This is a genomic window from Kocuria salina (assembly GCF_013368965.1).
Classification (GTDB): domain Bacteria; phylum Actinomycetota; class Actinomycetes; order Actinomycetales; family Micrococcaceae; genus Kocuria; species Kocuria rosea.
In genome coordinates this window covers 245,422-261,436 of record NZ_SSSF01000004.1, presented here as the reverse complement: position 1 = coordinate 261,436, position 16,015 = coordinate 245,422, and the positions used below count along the sequence as shown (strand labels likewise).

The 16,015-nt window shown below is 72.3% G+C and carries 13 protein-coding genes; 1 reads left to right on the top strand and 12 read right to left on the bottom strand.

Translation table 11 applies throughout. From position 1 onward, the window contains the following. Positions 1–4 precede the first annotated feature (4 nt). Positions 5–868, top strand: a complete 864-nt coding sequence (locus tag E7Z53_RS10285) for a hypothetical protein (protein ID WP_176337706.1) — start codon at positions 5–7, stop codon at positions 866–868. A gap of 135 nt (positions 869–1,003) precedes the next feature. On the opposite strand, the gene secG is transcribed toward E7Z53_RS10285, so the two are convergent. The 12 genes from secG to E7Z53_RS10225 form a co-directional block, all read right to left on the bottom strand. Continuing rightward, positions 1,004–1,258 carry a preprotein translocase subunit SecG gene (secG, locus tag E7Z53_RS10280; RefSeq protein ID WP_035923973.1) on the bottom strand — a complete coding sequence of 85 codons (255 nt, stop codon included), beginning with the start codon at positions 1,256–1,258 and terminating at the stop codon, positions 1,004–1,006. 70 nt (positions 1,259–1,328) lie between these two features. After that, positions 1,329–2,144, bottom strand: a complete 816-nt coding sequence (gene tpiA / locus E7Z53_RS10275; RefSeq protein WP_095651535.1) for a triose-phosphate isomerase — start codon at positions 2,142–2,144, stop codon at positions 1,329–1,331. Between the two features lie 127 nt (positions 2,145–2,271). Beyond that, positions 2,272–3,495, bottom strand: coding sequence for a phosphoglycerate kinase (locus E7Z53_RS10270; protein ID WP_017832805.1), 1,224 nt, complete (start codon positions 3,493–3,495; stop codon positions 2,272–2,274). Positions 3,496–3,535: 40 nt separating this feature from the next. Next, positions 3,536–4,540 (bottom strand): type I glyceraldehyde-3-phosphate dehydrogenase, encoded by a 1,005-nt coding sequence (gene gap, locus E7Z53_RS10265; RefSeq protein WP_031282661.1) that lies wholly within the window; start codon positions 4,538–4,540, stop codon positions 3,536–3,538. A 230-nt stretch (positions 4,541–4,770) separates the two neighbouring features. Then, on the bottom strand, positions 4,771–5,751 hold the full coding sequence (gene whiA, locus E7Z53_RS10260) for a DNA-binding protein WhiA (protein WP_031282663.1): 981 nt from the start codon (positions 5,749–5,751) through the stop codon (positions 4,771–4,773). Positions 5,752–5,801: 50 nt separating this feature from the next. Further along, positions 5,802–6,881: a gluconeogenesis factor YvcK family protein gene (locus E7Z53_RS10255; RefSeq protein WP_109222858.1), complete on the bottom strand. Its 1,080-nt coding sequence runs from the start codon at positions 6,879–6,881 to the stop codon at positions 5,802–5,804. Between the two features lie 31 nt (positions 6,882–6,912). Next, the gene (rapZ, locus tag E7Z53_RS10250; RefSeq protein WP_095651779.1) at positions 6,913–7,839 is read right to left on the bottom strand and encodes an RNase adapter RapZ; all 927 of its coding nucleotides are present in this window, start codon (positions 7,837–7,839) and stop codon (positions 6,913–6,915) included. A gap of 100 nt (positions 7,840–7,939) precedes the next feature. Further along, the gene (gene uvrC, locus E7Z53_RS10245; protein ID WP_109268933.1) at positions 7,940–9,988 is read right to left on the bottom strand and encodes an excinuclease ABC subunit UvrC; all 2,049 of its coding nucleotides are present in this window, start codon (positions 9,986–9,988) and stop codon (positions 7,940–7,942) included. A gap of 12 nt (positions 9,989–10,000) precedes the next feature. Next, positions 10,001–10,696 carry an HAD hydrolase-like protein gene (locus E7Z53_RS10240; RefSeq protein WP_035923978.1) on the bottom strand — a complete coding sequence of 232 codons (696 nt, stop codon included), beginning with the start codon at positions 10,694–10,696 and terminating at the stop codon, positions 10,001–10,003. Continuing rightward, positions 10,693–13,698, bottom strand: coding sequence for an excinuclease ABC subunit UvrA (gene uvrA, locus E7Z53_RS10235; protein ID WP_272026895.1), 3,006 nt, complete (start codon positions 13,696–13,698; stop codon positions 10,693–10,695). The genes E7Z53_RS10240 and uvrA overlap by 4 nt, the downstream gene beginning before the upstream one ends. 44 nt (positions 13,699–13,742) lie before the next feature. After that, a complete protein-coding gene (locus E7Z53_RS10230) occupies positions 13,743–15,479 on the bottom strand; it encodes an MDR family MFS transporter (RefSeq protein ID WP_176337705.1) in 1,737 nt (578 codons plus the stop codon). Then, positions 15,476–16,012, bottom strand: a complete 537-nt coding sequence (locus E7Z53_RS10225; RefSeq protein ID WP_176337704.1) for a MarR family winged helix-turn-helix transcriptional regulator — start codon at positions 16,010–16,012, stop codon at positions 15,476–15,478. Before E7Z53_RS10225 ends, E7Z53_RS10230 begins: the two co-directional genes overlap by 4 nt. Positions 16,013–16,015 lie beyond the last annotated feature (3 nt).

Sequence of the window (16,015 nt, the reverse complement as noted above, 5' to 3'; positions counted from 1 at the left end):
AACGATGACGGAGACCGCTGCCCCGACCGGCTCCGTGTGGTCGCACGTCCTGGGCTACGTGTCGGTCATCGGGCCGCCGGCCACCGTGGTCACGGCCCTGGTGTTCTACTTCGGCTGGGCTCGCGCGAAGGCGCAGGCCGAGTGGATGGGACTGCATGTCAACCTGTTCGGCTACACCACGCGGGACTTCGCGCTGCTGAGCATCAGCGCGCTGTACCTGCCGCTGCTGCTGCTGGTCGCGCTGGCGATGCTGTGGGTCGGGCTGGACCGGCTGCTGCGGAGACGCATCGACCGGGGAGCGGCCGGCAGGTGGGCGACCGCACTGCCGCGGGCGGCTCTGCTCGGTGCAGGGGCCCTGATCGGCCTCATGGTCGTCCTGCTGTTCGCCGAACGCGTCTACAGCCCCCTGTACGCCCCGTACCTCGTCACCGCCGGCGTGCTCGTGGCCGCGTGGGCCGTCCGCATCCGCCGCTGTGCCGCTGCCGTGGAGGGCCCTCGACGGCCCGCCGAGCAGCAGGCCGTCGAGGCGACGCTGCTCCTGGTCCTCGTGGCGCTGCTGCTCTTCTGGGGAACCTCGAACTTCGCGGAGGCCCGTGGACGGGGGCTCGCGGAGGATCTCGAGGTGAACCTGCCGTGGCTGCCCCGGGCGCAGGTCTACAGCCAGGAACCACTGGGCCTCGACGTCCTGGGGGTCACGACGCACGAGCTGGGCACGGCCGAGGCCCCGCTGTACCGCTACGACGGGCTGCGCCTGCTCACCGTCAGCGGGGAACGGTACTTCTTCCTCCACGAGGGGTGGTCCGTCGAGGAGGGAACGGTGGTGATGTTGCCCGACGACGCCTCGTTGCGGGTCCAGTACGGGCGCTGATCCGGGGCGCGGGGACCGCACGTCGCCGGGCGCATGCGGCGGCCCCTCAGCGCGGACGACCCCCGGCTTCCCCGGCCGAGCACGGACTTCCGTGGTCGGCCGGGGAGGCCGGGGGTCGTTCGACCAGCCGTCGGCTCAGACGGCCACTTCGGCGAAGCGCATGGTCAGCGCGTAGGCCGCGATGGACAGGGCCCAGACCACGGCCGTGGTGGTGGTGAGGCGGACCAGGTTCTTCTGCGCCACGCCCGAGGTGTTGAGGGACTGGGTCATGCCGCCGCCGAACATGTCGGAGAGGCCCCCGCCCTTGCCCTTGTTGAGCAGGACGAGGAGAACGGCCAGGAGGCTCGTGAGCACGATGATCGCCAGGAGCACGTTCTGCAGAATTTCCACTGGGGCCTTCCCTCGGGGGTGTCCGTCGAGCAGCCGCGCCCGGCGGGCGCGGACGGTCAGGGGGTCGTGATCAGTCGGTCACGAGGTGCTGCTCGAACCTGGCAATGCTAGCAAACTCCTCGGCGTCGAGGCTGGCGCCGCCGACGAGGACGCCGTCCACGTCCTTGCCCTTGAGGATCGAGCCGGCGTTGGCAGCCTTCGCGGAACCGCCGTAGAGGATGCGGGTCTTCGCGGCGGTCCCGTCGTCGTAGAGCCCGGCCAGCTCGGCGCGGATGGCGGCGGCCATCTCCTGGGCGTCCTCGGGACCGGCGACCTCGCCGGTGCCGATCGCCCAGACGGGCTCGTAGGCCACCACGAGCTCGGCCACCCGGTCCGCCTCGAGGCCGGCGATGGAGCCGCGCAGCTGCTCGAGCGTGAAGGCGACGTGCTCGCCGGCCTGCCGGACCTCGAGGCCCTCGCCGACGCACAGCACCGGGACCAGGCCGTGGCGGTGGGCGGCGGCGATCTTGGCGTTGCACAGCTCGTCGGACTCGCCGTGGACCGTGCGGCGCTCGGAGTGGCCCACGAGCACGTAGGTGCAGCCGAGCTTGGCCAGGAACTGGCCGGAGATGTCGCCGGTGTAGGCGCCGGAGTCCTGGTCGGAGAGGTCCTGGGCGCCGTAGACGACGCGCAGGTCGTCACCGTCCACGAGGCTCTGGACGGAGCGGAGGTCGGTGAACGGCGGGAAGACGGCCACCTCGGCGCGGGAGTAGTCGTGCTTGGCGTCGTCCAGGGTCCACGCCAGCTTCTGCAGCAGGGTGATCGCCTGGGCGTGGTCCATGTTCATCTTCCAGTTGCCGGCGATCAGCGGCGTGCGGTCGAACTGACCGTTGGTCTGCGAGGTCATGGGGACTCCTGTCCGCGGCGGGTGCGCCGCTCGTCGTGCGGTTCGGCAGTGGTGCGCTGGGCGGCAGGGGCGCCCCGGGCCGTGCGGCCCCGGGGCGCCCCCGGCGCCGTGGCGGGGAGCGTGCGGGTCAGGCGCCCAGGGCCACGACCCCGGGGAGCTCCTTGCCCTCGATGAACTCGAGGGAGGCGCCGCCACCGGTGGAGATGTGCCCGAACTGGTCGTCGGAGAACCCGAGGTTGCGCACGGCCGAGGCGGAGTCGCCGCCGCCGATGACGCTCATCGCGTCCGAGGCCACCACGGCCTCGGCGACCGCCCGGGTGCCCCCGGCGAAGGCCTCCATCTCGAACACGCCCGCGGGGCCGTTCCAGAACACGGTCTTCGCGCCGCGGATCCGTTCGGCGAACAGCTTCGCGGACTCGGGGCCGATGTCCAGGCCGAGACCGGTGGAGCCGATCTCGCCGTCCTCGATGGCGTCGACCGGGCGCACCTCGTGGGCGGCGTCCGCGGCGAACTCCGCCGCGTAGACGATGTCCACGGGGAGGACGATCTCGGTGCCGGCCGCGGAGGCCTTCTCGAGGTAGTCCTTGACCGTCCCGATCTGGTCCTGCTCCAGGAGGGAGCCGCCCACTGAGTGCCCCTGGGCGGCGAGGAACGTGAAGACCATGCCGCCGCCGATGAGCAGCGAGTCGGCCTTGCCGATGAGGTTCTCGATCACGGCGAGCTTGTCGGAGACCTTGGACCCGCCCATGACCACCACGAAGGGGCGCTCGGGGGCGGAGACCACCTTGGTGAGCACGTCCAGCTCCCGCTTGACGAGATCGCCCAGGTAGGCCGGGAGCCGGTGGGCGATGTCGAACACGGAGGCGTGCTTGCGGTGCACCGCGCCGAAGGCGTCGTCCACGTAGGCCCCGTTCTCGCCCGTCAGGGCGGCGAGCTCGTCCGCGAAGGCGCCGCGCTCGGCGTCGTCCTTCGAGGTCTCGCGGGGGTCGAAGCGGACGTTCTCGATCACGAGCACCTCGCCGTCGGCGAGGGCCTCGGCCTTGGCCCGGGCGTCCTCCCCGACGACGTCGGAGGCGACCGCCACGGGGAAGTCGGCCAGCTCGGCCAGCTTCCGCGCGGCGGGCGCGATCGAGTACTTCGGGTCGACCTGCCCCTTGGGCCGGCCCAGGTGCGCCATCACGATGACGCGGGCCCCGGCGTCGGCCAGCTTCTTCAGGACCGGCAGGGACGCGCGGACGCGCCCGTCGTCGGTCACGGTGGAGCCGTCCAGGGGGACGTTGAGGTCGGAGCGGACCAGGACGCGGCGCCCGGCGACGCCGTCGGCGATCAGTTCGTCAAGTGCATGAGCCATGCCACTCACCCTACCCCGGCGGCGTCGCGCGGCGACGGGCTCAGAGCTGCGCGCCGACGTGGGAGACGACGTTGACGAGGCGGGAGGTGTAGCCCCACTCGTTGTCGTACCAGGCGATGACCTTGACCTGGTTGCCGATGACCTTCGTCAGCGGGGCGTCGAAGATCGTGGAGATGCTGTCGCCCTGGATGTCCGAGGAGACGATGGGGTCCTCGGTGTACTTGACGATGCCCTTCATGGGACCCTCGGCGGCCTCCTTCATGGCGGCGTTGACCGACTCGACGGTGACCTCCTTCTGGGCGTCGAAGGTGAGGTCCACGACGGAGCCGGTGGGCACGGGCACGCGCACGGCGAAACCGTCCAGTTTGCCCTTGAGCTCGGGCAGCACGAGGCCCACGGCGGCGGCCGCGCCGGTGGTGGTGGGCACCATGTTGAGGGCGGCGGCGCGGGCGCGGCGCAGGTCGCTGTGCGGGCCGTCCTGCAGGTTCTGGTCCGCGGTGTAGGCGTGGATGGTGGTCATCAGACCCCGCTCGATGCCGAACGCGTCGTTGAGGACCTTCGCCATGGGCGCGAGGCAGTTCGTGGTGCAGGAGGCCGCGGAGACGATGTTCATCGACGCGGCGTCGTAGGTGTCGAGGTTGACGCCGGGCACGAACGTGCCGTCGATCTCCTTGCCCGGGGCGGACAGGACGACCTTCTTGGCGCCGCCGTCCAGGTGGGCCTTGGCCTTGGAGCCGTTGGTGAAGCGGCCGGTCGACTCGACGACGACGTCCACGCCGAGCTCGCCCCAGGGCAGCTTGGCGGGGTCGGGCTCGGCGAGGAACTTGACCTCGTGGCCGTCGACGCTCATGGTGTCGCCGTTGAGCGTCACCTCGCCGGGGAACCGGCCCATGATGGAGTCGTACTTGAAGAGGTGGACCAGGGCCTCCGGGTCCGTGAGGTCGTTCACGGCCACGACCTCGATGTTCTCGCCCTGCTCGCGCGCCGCGCGGAGGAAGTTGCGTCCGATGCGTCCGAAACCGTTGATGCCCACTCGAATGGTCACTGGGTACTCCTGTGTTGGTCGGGGTCTGGATCGTTGAACCAGGTCCCATTCTACGTGGTTATCCCTGGGATGTCTTGGGGTCGTGAAAGATTCACCCGGTATTCATCGCCAAACCCATACAATCCCACATCGAGGGATGCGGACCCTCGGAAACCCACGCGGGACCAAAGCCCTCTCCCGGCGCGGCCCCGGAGTGACCGCGCCGGCGCAGCGGCGCCGGCGCGCCCCGCTCAGGAGGGCAGGGCCTCCGCGGCGACACCGGCGTCGGTGCCCGGGAGGTTCAGCTCCTCCGCCCGGCGGTCCGCCATGGCCAGCAGCCGGCGGATCCGGCCCGCCACGGCGTCCTTGGTGAGCGGGGGGTCGGCGAGCCGGCCCAGCTCGTCGAGGCTGGCCTGCTTGTTGGACAGCCGCAGCTCCCCCGCCTGCCGCAGGTGCTCCGGGACCTCGTCGCCGAGGATCTCCAGGGCGCGCTCCACCCGGGCGCCGGCGGCCACGGCGGCCTGCGCGGAGCGGCGGAGGTTGGCGTCGTCGAAGTTGGCGAGGCGGTTGGCGGTGGCGCGCACCTCCTTGCGCATCCGCCGGTCCTCCCACTGGAGGAGCGTCTGGTGGGCACCCATCCGGGTGAGCAGCGCGGCGATCGCGTCCCCGTCCCGCACGACCACCCGGTCCACGCCGCGCACCTCGCGGGCCTTCGCGAGGACGCCGAGCCGGCGGGCCGCGCCCACGAGCGCGAGGGCGGCCTCCGGGCCGGGGCAGGTGAACTCCATCGCGGCGGAGCGGCCGGGCTCCGTGAGGGAGCCGTGGGCCAGGAAGGCCCCGCGCAGCACCGCTTCGGCGTCGGCCACGGCCCCGTTGACCACGGCGGGCGGGAGCCCGCGCACGGGGCGCCCGCGCGAGTCGAGCAGTCCCGTCTGGCGGGCGAGGGCCTCGCCGTCCTCGACGACGCGCACCACGTAGGAGCTCCCGCGCCGCAGTCCCCCGCCGGAGACGACCACGATCTCGCTGTCGTGGCCGAAGACCTCGTGGACGGCGCGGCGCACCCTGCGCGCGGTGGCGCCGAGGTCCACCTCCGCCTCGACGACGATGCGTCCCGAGACGATGTGGAGCCCACCCGCGAAGCGCAGCAGGGCGGAGAGCTCGGCGCGGCGCTCCGAGGACCTCTTGATCTCGAGGCGGGACAGTTCTTCCTTCACCGATGACGTCAGGGCCACGCGGTTCCTTTCCTGGGGATGCTGGGGTGTGTGGGGGTGGGGCGGCAGGCTCAGCGGTGGCGCTCGAAGATCTCCTGGTAGGCGGCCGCGAGCCGGAGCGTGTTGTGCACGGCGGTGCCGGGGTGCGCCCGGACGTCGGCGTAGAAGACCTCGGCGCCCAGGCCGCGGGCGACCTCCTCGAGGTCGGCGCCGTCCTCGGTGGCCGAGGGGTCGGCGAGGACCACGTCCAGGGTCAGCTCGGGGCAGTAGTCGTGCAGGACCCGCAGGTGGTCGGCGGCGGTCTTGCCGCGCGTCTCGGTGTCCGGCGAGAGGTTCAGGGTGACGCAGCGGCGCGCCGGCGAGCCGCAGATCGCCTGCCGCAGCTCGGGCAGCAGCAGGTGCGGCAGCACGGAGGTGTGCCACGAGCCCGGCCCCATGATCACCCAGTCGGCGAGCCCGACCGCCTCGACCGCCTGCGGGCAGGCCGGGGCGTCCGGGGGCACGAGCCGCACGTTGCAGACGTCGGCCTGCTTCGCCAGGACCGCCTGCCCGGTGATCGTGCGGACCGTGCCGGCCTCGCTCGCGCAGCCGCTCGCGCTCCCGCCGGACAGGGCGCCGGGGACGTCGCCGGCGATGACCAGCGGCTGCGTGGACATCGGCAGCACCCGGCCGCGGGCGCCCAGCAGGGCGCCCGCCCACTCGAGCCCCGCCACCGGGTCCCCCAGCAGCTCCCACAGCGTGACGATGAGCAGGTTGCCCAGCGCGTGGTTGTCGAGGGTCGTGGTACGCCCCTCCGAGGAGCTGAACCGGTGCTGCATGACGTCGCGCCACGTCCGGCCCCACTCGGAGTCGTCGCACAGCGCGGCGAGCGCCATCCGCAGGTCCCCCGGGGGCAGGACGCCGAGCTCGTCGCGCAGCCGGCCGGAGGAGCCGCCGTCGTCGGCCACCGTCACGACCGCCGTGAGCACCGGGGTGATCCGGCGCAGCGCGGCGAGGTTCGCCGAGAGCCCGTGCCCGCCGCCGAGGGCGACCACGGAGGGGCTGGCGCCGCCGGGCCGCCGGGCGGAGGGGTCGGGCGAGTGGTGGGGGTCGGCATCGGCGCCGCTGCTGAGGGGCAGCCGGGGGAACGCGCCGGTGGGAGGAAGGGTCATCGGGGGTCCCATCGCGGTGAGGGCGAGCCGGTCACTCCCGGCCCATGTCCCGGTGCTGGATGTTGACCGTCACGAGCGGCAGCTTGGCGAGCCTGCGGGCCACCTCCTCGCTCACGGCCACGGAGCGGTGTTTCCCGCCCGTGCAGCCGATCGCGATGGTGGCGTAGTGCTTGTTCTCCGTACGGTATCCCGCGAAGACGGGTTCGAGCATGGCGACGAACCGGTCCACGAACTGCCGGGGGCCGTCGTCCTGGAAGACGTAGTCCCGGACCTCGTCGTCCTTGCCGGTGCGCGGGCGCAGCGACGGGACCCAGTGCGGGTTGGGGATGAACCGGACGTCGGCCACGTAGTTGGCGTCCGCGGGGACCCCGTACTTGAAGCCGAAGCTGAGCACGGTCAGGCGCAGGACCACGGGCCCGTTCGTGGAGAACAGGTCGGCCACGGCCCGGGACAGGGCGTGCACGTTGAACGCGGAGGTGTCCAGGACCACGTCGGCCGATTCCCGCAGGTCCGTCAGCAGGGCGCGCTCGGCGCGGATCCCGTCGAGGATCCGGCCGCCGGCCTGCAGCGGGTGGGGCCGGCGCTGGTGCTCGTAGCGGGAGACCAGGACCTCGTCGGCGGCGTCCAGGAAGAGCACCGAGAAGTCGACGTCGGACGCCTCGAGGGCGGCCAGCGTCTCCTTCATGTCGCTGAACAGGGCCTTGCCGCGCACGTCGATGACGACCGCCAGCTTGGGCAGGGCCTGCGGGGTCCGGGAGACGAGGTCGGCGAGGGTGTGCAGCATCTGCGGCGGCAGGTTGTCGACCACGTACCAGCCGAGGTCCTCGAGGGCGTTCGCGGCCGTGCTGCGCCCGGCCCCGGACATGCCCGTCACGACGAGCAGCTCCGAGCTGGTCGGTTTCGCGTGGTCGGTCCCGTCCGCCGTCCCGACGTCCGCTCCGGCGGTGTGCTCGCTCATGTCCGCTCCGTCTCCCGTCGTGGTGGCCTGCGCCCGTGGTCCCGCCCCAGCCTAACGAAGTCGGCGGGGCCCCGCCGTGACCCCGGCGGCGCGCCCGGGCTCAGGACAACACCTCACCGGTGGTCATGTTGACCGCCGGGGCGGTGGTGTCGTCGGAGGCCTGCAGCGCGGCGGCCACCTTCTCGGCGAGGGTCCGCCCGAAGCCGGGGACCTGCTCCAGCTCCTCGACCCGGGCCGCCCGGAGCTTCTTGACGGAGCCGAAGTGCTTGAGCAGGGCCTTCTGCTTGGCGGGGCCCACCCCGGGCAGCTCGTCGAGCACGGAGACCGTCATGGCGGAGGAGCGCTTCTTGCGGTGGAAGGTGATGGCGAAGCGGTGGGCCTCGTCGCGGATCCGCTGGAGCAGGTAGAGGCCCTGGCTCGCGCGCGGCAGGATCACGGGGAACTCGTCGTCCGGCACCCAGACCTCCTCGAGCCGCTTGGCCAGGCCGACCACGTGGACGTCGTCGATCCCGAGCTCGCGCAGCGCCCGGGCGGCGGCGGCGACCTGCGGGGGCCCGCCGTCGACCACCACCAGGCTGGGCGGATACGCGAACCGCGCCCGCTCGGGGGCCTCGGCCCCCGCGTCCACCTGCCCGGTGCGCGGCCCGGCGGCCTCCCGCTCGGCCTGCTCCTCGAGGTGGCGGCGGAAGCGCCGGGAGATGACGTCGTGCATGGACGCGGTGTCGTCCCGGGCGGCCTCGCCGGTGACCGAGAACTTCCGGTAGTCCGACTTCTTGGGCAGCCCGTCCTCGAAGACGACCATGGAGGCGACGACGTTGGTCCCCTGCACGTGCGAGATGTCGTAGCACTCGATGCGCATCAGCGGCACGGGGATGTCGAGGGCCTCCTGCAGCTCCTGCAGGGACGCGGAGCGGGTGGTGATGTCGCCGGCCCGCCGGGACTTGTGCAGCTTCAGTGCCTGCCGGGCGTTCTCCTGCACCGTCTCCATCAGGTGCGCCTTCTCCCCGCGCTGCGGCACGGCGATCGTCACGCGCGATCCGCGCAGCCCCGAGAGCCACTCCTCGAGCCGGTCGGTGCTGTCGGCGGGCTCGGAGAGCAGCACGGTGCGCGGGATGGCGTCCTCCCGGTAGGCGAGCTCCGCGGAGGGCCGGTGCTTCGATCCGCCCGAGGACGGGGGCGCGGCGGCGTGGGCGCTCTCGGCGGCGTCCGCGGCGGTGTCGCCGTAGACCTGCTCGAGCAGCTGCTCCAGCAGGCGTCCGCCGTCGGCCTCCTCGACCTTCTCGGTGACCCAGCCGCGCTGGCCGCGGATCCGGCCGCCCCGGACGTGGAAGACCTGGACGGCGGCCTCCAGCTCGTCCTCGGCGAGCGCGAAGAAGTCGGCGTCGGTGCTGTCGGAGAGCACCACGGCGTTGCGCTCGAAGGCCTTCTCCAGGGCGGCGATGTCGTCCCGGCGCGCGGCCGCGGTCTCGAAGTCCATGGCCGCGGCGGCCTCCTGCATCTGCCGCTGCAGCTCCTTGATGAACGGGGTCGCGTGCCCGGCCATGAACCGGCACAGGTCCTCCGCGAGGGCGTAGTGGTCCTCCTCGGAGATCCGCCCCACGCACGGGGCGGAGCACTTGTCGATGTAGCCCAGCAGGCACGGGCGCCCGGACTGCTCGGCGCGCCGGTAGACGCCCTTCGAGCAGGTGCGCACGGGGAACACCCGCAGCAGGGCGTCGAGGGTCTCGCGGATCGCCCAGGCCTGGGAGTAGGGGCCGAAGTAGCGGTTGCCCTTCTTCTTCTCCCCCCGGACCACCTGGGCCCGCGGCACGGACTCGGCCATCGTGACGGCGAGGTAGGGGTAGGACTTGTCGTCCCGATAGGCGATGTTGAACCGGGGCTTGAACTCCTTGATCCACGTGTACTCGAGCTGCAGGGACTCCAGCTCGCTGCCCACCACGGTCCACTCGACCCCGGCCGCGGTGGTGACCATGGCGCGGGTCTTGGGGCTCAGGGCGTGCGGGGGCGCGAAGTAGGAGCTCAGCCGGTTGCGCAGGTTCTTGGCCTTGCCCACGTAGACCACGCGCCCGTACTCGTCGCGGAAGCGGTAGACCCCCGGGGCGGTCGGGATGTCCTGGCGGGCGGGGCGGTAGCTCTCCGGATCGGCCACGGTCCGGTCCCCTCAGCTGCCGGTCGGGGCCGGGGCGGTGTACCGGGCCAGGAGCTCCCCGAGCTCGGCGGCGTCCCGGGCCACGGCGGCGAAGCCGGTCCCCAGCTCGTCCTCGTCGGCGAAGCCCCAGGCGACGCCCAGGCAGTCGATCCCGTGGGCGAGCGCGCCCTCGGCGTCGTAGCGGCGGTCCCCGATCATCACCGTGCGCGCGGGGTCCGGGGCGGCCACGCCGAGCCGGCGCAGGGCCTCGGCGATGATCGCGGGCTTGTCGTGGGCCAGTCCGTCGCGCGGGGCGGCCGCGGCGTCGTCGGCGGCCCCCGAGACGGTCTCGAACCACCGGGAGAGCCCGAACCGCTCGACGGCGAGCACGGCGGTGGGCTCGGGCTTCTGGGTGGCCACGGCCATCCGCACGCCGGCCCCGTGCAGGCGCTCCAGGAGCTCCTCCACCCCCGGGTAGACCCGGGTCTGCGCGAGCCCCTCGGTGCGGTAGCGGGCCCGGTAGGTGGCGACCACCGCCGGGATGTCCTCCTCCGGGACGTCGGTGAAGGTCCGCAGGGAGAAGCCCACGGGCGGGCCCACGAACCGGCGCAGGTCCTCGGGCACGGCGTGGCCGTGCTCGGCCAGGGCCCGCGCGATGCCGCCGGTGATCGCCCCGGCAGGGTCCAGGAGGGTGCCGTCGAGGTCCCAGAGCACCACGGGGGCGGTCATCGGGCGGCCCCCGCCGGGACGGGGCGCTCGGCGAGCACCTCCGCCAGGAACCGGCCGGTGTGGCTGTTCGTGTTCCGGGCCACCTGCTCGGGGGTGCCCTCGGCCACGACCTGCCCGCCGCCGGAGCCGCCGTCCGGGCCGAGGTCCACGATCCAGTCGGCGGACTTGATGACGTCCAGGTTGTGCTCGATGGTCATCACCGTGTTGCCCTTGTCCACGAGCCCCTGCAGCACGAGCAGCAGCTTGCGGATGTCCTCGAAGTGCAGGCCGGTGGTGGGCTCGTCCAGCACGTAGATGGAGCGGCCGTTGGAGCGCTTCTGCAGCTCCGCGCCGAGCTTCACGCGCTGGGCCTCACCGCCGGACAGGGTCGTGGCGGGCTGGCCCAGGCGGACGTAGCCGAGGCCGACGTCCACGAGGGTGTTGAGGTGCCGGGCGATCGGGCCGAACGCCTTGAAGAACTCGGCGGCCTCCTCGATGGGCATCTCCAGGACCTCGGCGATGGTCTTGCCCTTGTAGTGCACCTCGAGGGTCTCCCGGTTGTACCGGGCGCCCTTGCACACCTCGCACGGGACGTAGACGTCCGGCAGGAAGTTCATCTCGATCTTGATCGTGCCGTCGCCCGAGCACGCCTCGCAGCGCCCGCCCTTGACGTTGAAGGAGAACCGGCCGGCCTGGTAGCCGCGCACCTTCGCCTCCGGGGTCTCGGCGAAGAGCTTGCGGATGTGGTCGAACACGCCCGTGTACGTGGCGGGGTTGGAGCGCGGGGTCCGCCCGATCGGGCTCTGGTCCACGTGCACCACCTTGTCGAGCTGGTCCACACCGTCGATCCGCTTGTGCCGGCCGGGGACCTGCTTGGCCCCGTTGAGCTTGTTGGCCAGCGCCGTGTAGAGGATGTCGTTGACCAGCGTGGACTTCCCGGACCCGGACACCCCGGTCACCGCGGTCAGCACCCCGAGCGGGAAGGAGACGTCGATGCCGCGCAGGTTGTTCTCCCGCGCGCCCACCACCTTGAGCATCCGCTTGCGGTCGATCGCCCGGCGCTGCGCGGGCACCCGGATGGCCCGGCGGCCGGAGAGGTAGTCGGCCGTGATGGACTCCTCGTTGGCGAGGAGCTCCGCGTAGGTCCCGGAGTGCACCACGCGCCCGCCGCGCTCGCCGGCGCCGGGGCCGACGTCCACGATCCAGTCGGCCTCGCGGATGGTGTCCTCGTCGTGCTCGACGACAATCAGGGTGTTGCCCATGTCCCGCAGCTTGGTGAGGGTCCCGATGAGCCGGCGGTTGTCCCGCTGGTGCAGGCCGATCGAGGGCTCGTCCAGGACGTAGAGCACGCCCACGAGCCCGGCCCCGATCTGGGTGGCCAGGCGGATGCGCTGGGCCTCGCCGCCGGACAGCGTCGCGGCGGCGCGCTCCAGGTTGAGGTAGTCCAGGCCCACGTCCACGAGGAACGTCAGGCGCGCCTGGATCTCCTTGAGCACCTGCTCGCCGATCTTCGTCTCGCGGGTGCTGAGCTCCAGGTCCCGGAAGAACGCGTGGGCGTCCCGCATGGGCATGCGGGTGGTCTCGGCGATGTTCTTCCCGCCCACGGTCACGGCGAGCATGGTCGGGTTCAGCCGGGCGCCGTCGCAGGCCGGGCACGCCACCTGGCGCATGTACTGCTCGTAGCGGTCCTTGGCGTTGTCCGACTCCGTCTCCGCGTGCTTGCGCTTGATGTAGCCGATCACGCCCTCGAAGCCCTGGGTGTAGCGGCGCTCCCGGCCGAACCGGTTCCGGTAGGCCACGGTGACCTGGTAGTCCTTGCCCTCGAGGATCGCCTTGCGCGCCTTGGCGGGCAGCTTCCCCCACGGGGTGACCAGGTCGAAGCCGAGCTCCTGGCCCAGGCCGGCGAGCAGGCGGTTCCAGTACTCGCTCGTGGCCTTGCCGAGCGACCACGGGGCGATCGCGCCCTCCACGAGGGAGAGGTCCGGGTTGGGGACCACGAGCTCCTCGTCGACCTCGAGCCGCGAGCCGATGCCGTCGCACTCCGGGCACGCGCCGAACGGGGCGTTGAAGGAGAAGGAGCGGGGCTCGATCTCGTCGGCCTGCAGGGGGTGCTCGTTGGGGCAGGCGAGGTTCTCGGAGAACGGGCGGCGCAGCTCCAGCGGGTGGGCGATCTCCTCGTCCGAGCGGGGCACGAGCTCGACGACGACGCGCCCCTCGGCGAGGCCCAGCGCCGTCTCGACGGAGTCGGTCAGGCGCTGGCGGATGCCCTCCTTGACCACGAGCCGGTCCACGACCACCTCGATCGTGTGCTTGTACTGCTTCTTGAGCTTGGGCGGGTCCGAGAGCTGGACCGTCTCGCCGTCCACGGTGGCGCGGGAGAAGCCCTTCGCGGAGAGCTCCTGGAAGAGGTCCACGAACTCGCCCTTGCGCTCGCGCACCACGGGCGCGAGCACCTGGAAGCGGGTCGTCTCCGGCATCTCGAGGAGCTGGTCCACGATCTGCTGCGGGGTCTGCTTCTTGATCGCCTCGCCGCACTCGGGGCAGTGCGGGTGGCCGACACGCGCCCACAGCAGGCGCATGTAGTCGTAGATCTCGGTGATCGTGCCCACGGTGGAGCGCGGGTTGCGGGAGGTGGACTTCTGGTCGATGGACACCGCCGGGGACAGGCCCTCGATGAAGTCGACGTCCGGCTTGTCCACCCGGCCCAGGAACATCCGGGCGTAGGAGGACAGGGACTCGACGTAGCGGCGCTGGCCCTCGGCGAAGATCGTGTCGAAGGCCAGCGACGACTTCCCGGAGCCGGAGAGCCCCGTGAACACGACCATGGCGTCCCGCGGCACGGTCAGCGAGACGTTGTCGAGGTTGTGCTCGCGCGCGCCCTGCACCACGATCTCGGTGAGGTCGGACCGGCGGGCGCTCCGGGCGCCGGTGGCGGTCACCGGCCCGTCGAGGGCTTCGGAGGAATCGGTCGACGGGTTCAGGACCAGGGTGGACGTGGGGATCGGCTCAGACACGCCCTCCACTCTAGTACCGGGCCCGGACATCGGGGCCGGGTCCGTGGGCGGGTTCACACCCGGTCCACGGGGCCGGTGGAGGTGTCCTCGCGGACCCGGTCCCGGGCCGCTCCGCCGGCGGCGCCGTCCGCGCCCGGACCGGTCTCCTCGGCGTGCGGGCCGGCCGCGGCCTCCTGCTGCCGGCGGCGGACCTCGCGGGCGTCGAGGGTGCGGGTGACGACCTTCAGCCGGCCCGTGGCGGGGTCCACCTCCACGATGTCCACGGTGCGGCGCAGCGGGACCTCCTTGATGAGGAGCACCGCGAGCAGGGTCACGAGGGACGCGACGGCGGCGACCAGGAAGACGAGACCGGTGCCCGTGCCGTAGGCCTCGCGCACCACGCCCTCGACGGAGGCGGGCAGCGACTCCAGGTCCATCGTGGAGCTGTCCACCGCGGCGGGGTCCCCGCCGCGGGCCCGGGTGCTCTCGGCGAGCTGCCGGGCCAGGTGGGAGCTCATGAGGGCGCCGAACACGGCGACCGCCACGGCGCCGCCCATGGTGCGGAAGAACGCGACCGAGGAGGACGCCGCGCCCATGTCCTTGAGCCCCACGGTGTTCTGCACCGCCAGGACCAGGTTCTGGTTCAGAGCGCCGATGCCCAGGCCCACGAGGAAGATGAAGACGCTCACGGCCCACAGGGCGGTGTCGTGCGTGAGCGTGGCGGCGAGGAACAGGCCCGTGGACATCAGCACGGCGGCGACCACCAGGATGATCTTCCACCGCCCGTAGCGGGTGATCAGCTGCCCGGCGACCGTGGCGCCCACGAGGGAGCCGAACACCTGCGGGAGCATGAGCATCCCGGCCATGGTGGGGCTGAAGCCCTGGCCCAGCTGGAAGTACTGGCCGAGGTAGGTGGTCGAGGCGAACATGGCCGCGCCGGTGGCGATGGCCGCGAGGATGGCCAGCGCGGTGGTGCGCTCGGTGACCACGCGGATGGGCAGCACCGGCTCGGCGGCGCGCTGCTCCACGAGCACGAACAGCACGGAGCCCACGAGCGCGGTGGCCACGAGGGCCGCGGAGGTCGCCGAGACCCACTCGAACATGCCCGGCTGCCCGGCCAGGGACACCCACAGCAGCAGCGCGGAGGCCGAGACGATCAGCAGCGCGATGCCGAGCCAGTCGATGCTCACCTTCCGGGGCGCCTGCGGCGGGATGTGCAGGGTGCGGTGGACGAGCACGGCCGCCAGGACCGCCAGCGGGGCGGGGATGAGGAACACCCAGCGCCAGCCGAAGAGGTCCACGATGAGCCCGCCGAGCAGCGGGCCGGCGGAGGTGGCCACGGCCATGACGGCGCCCATGTAGCCGGCGTAGCGGCCGCGCTCCCGGGGCGGGATGATCGTGCCCATAATGGTCATGGCCAGGGCCATGATCCCGCCCATGGCCACGCCCTGGACCACGCGGGCCAGGATGAGGAACTCGATGGTCGGCGCCAGCCCGGCCATGGCCGAGCCGAGCACGAAGATCACGATGGACAGCTGCAGCAGCTTCTTCTTGTCGAAGAGGTCGGCGAGCTTGCCCCAGACGGGCGTGGTCGCGGCGTTGGCGAGGAGGGTGCCGGTGACCGTCCAGGACAAGGACGTCTGGTCCCCGCCGAGGTCGGCCATGATCACGGGCAGGGCCGTGCCGATGATCGTGAGGGTGACCATCGCCATGAAGAACACCGAGAGGATCCCCGTGAGCGCCCGCATGACCTCCTGGTGGGAGGCGCCGGTCCCCCCGCCCGGTGCGGTGGTCGGTTGCTGTGACGTCATGGTGCGGTCTGCTCCTCGTGCTCTCGGTCTGCGTGCTCTCGGTCCGTGTGGTCCCGGTCCGGCTGGTCCCGGCAGGACGTGGTGCGCTCCACGCCGAGGGAGTCCAGGAAGACGGTGGTGATCTCGTTGATGGCCCCGCGGCTGGTGCGGGCCTGCTCCTCGTCCCAGCCCTCGAGCCGCGCGGCGAGACGCTGGGCGTCCTGCTCGAGCACGGCCCGGACGTGCTCCCGGCCCCGATCCGTGATGGCGACCAGCGCGGCGCGCCCGTCGTCGGGGTCGGGGGTGCGCTCCACGTGGCCCTCCTCCTCGAGGACGGCCAGCTGGCGGCTCAGCCCGGAGGGCCCGAGACCGGTCTCGGCGGCCATCACGGTGGCCCGGCGGGGCCCGTTGCCGTCGAGGTAGTAGAGCAGGGCGATCGCCGTGGGGTTGAGCCGGCGCGGGCCGGCGTCGGTCTTGGTCACGCGCTTCATGACGCGCTGCAGCTCGAGCAGGTCGCGCACCAGCTCCACGGCGGTGTCGTGGGAGACGGGCAACGG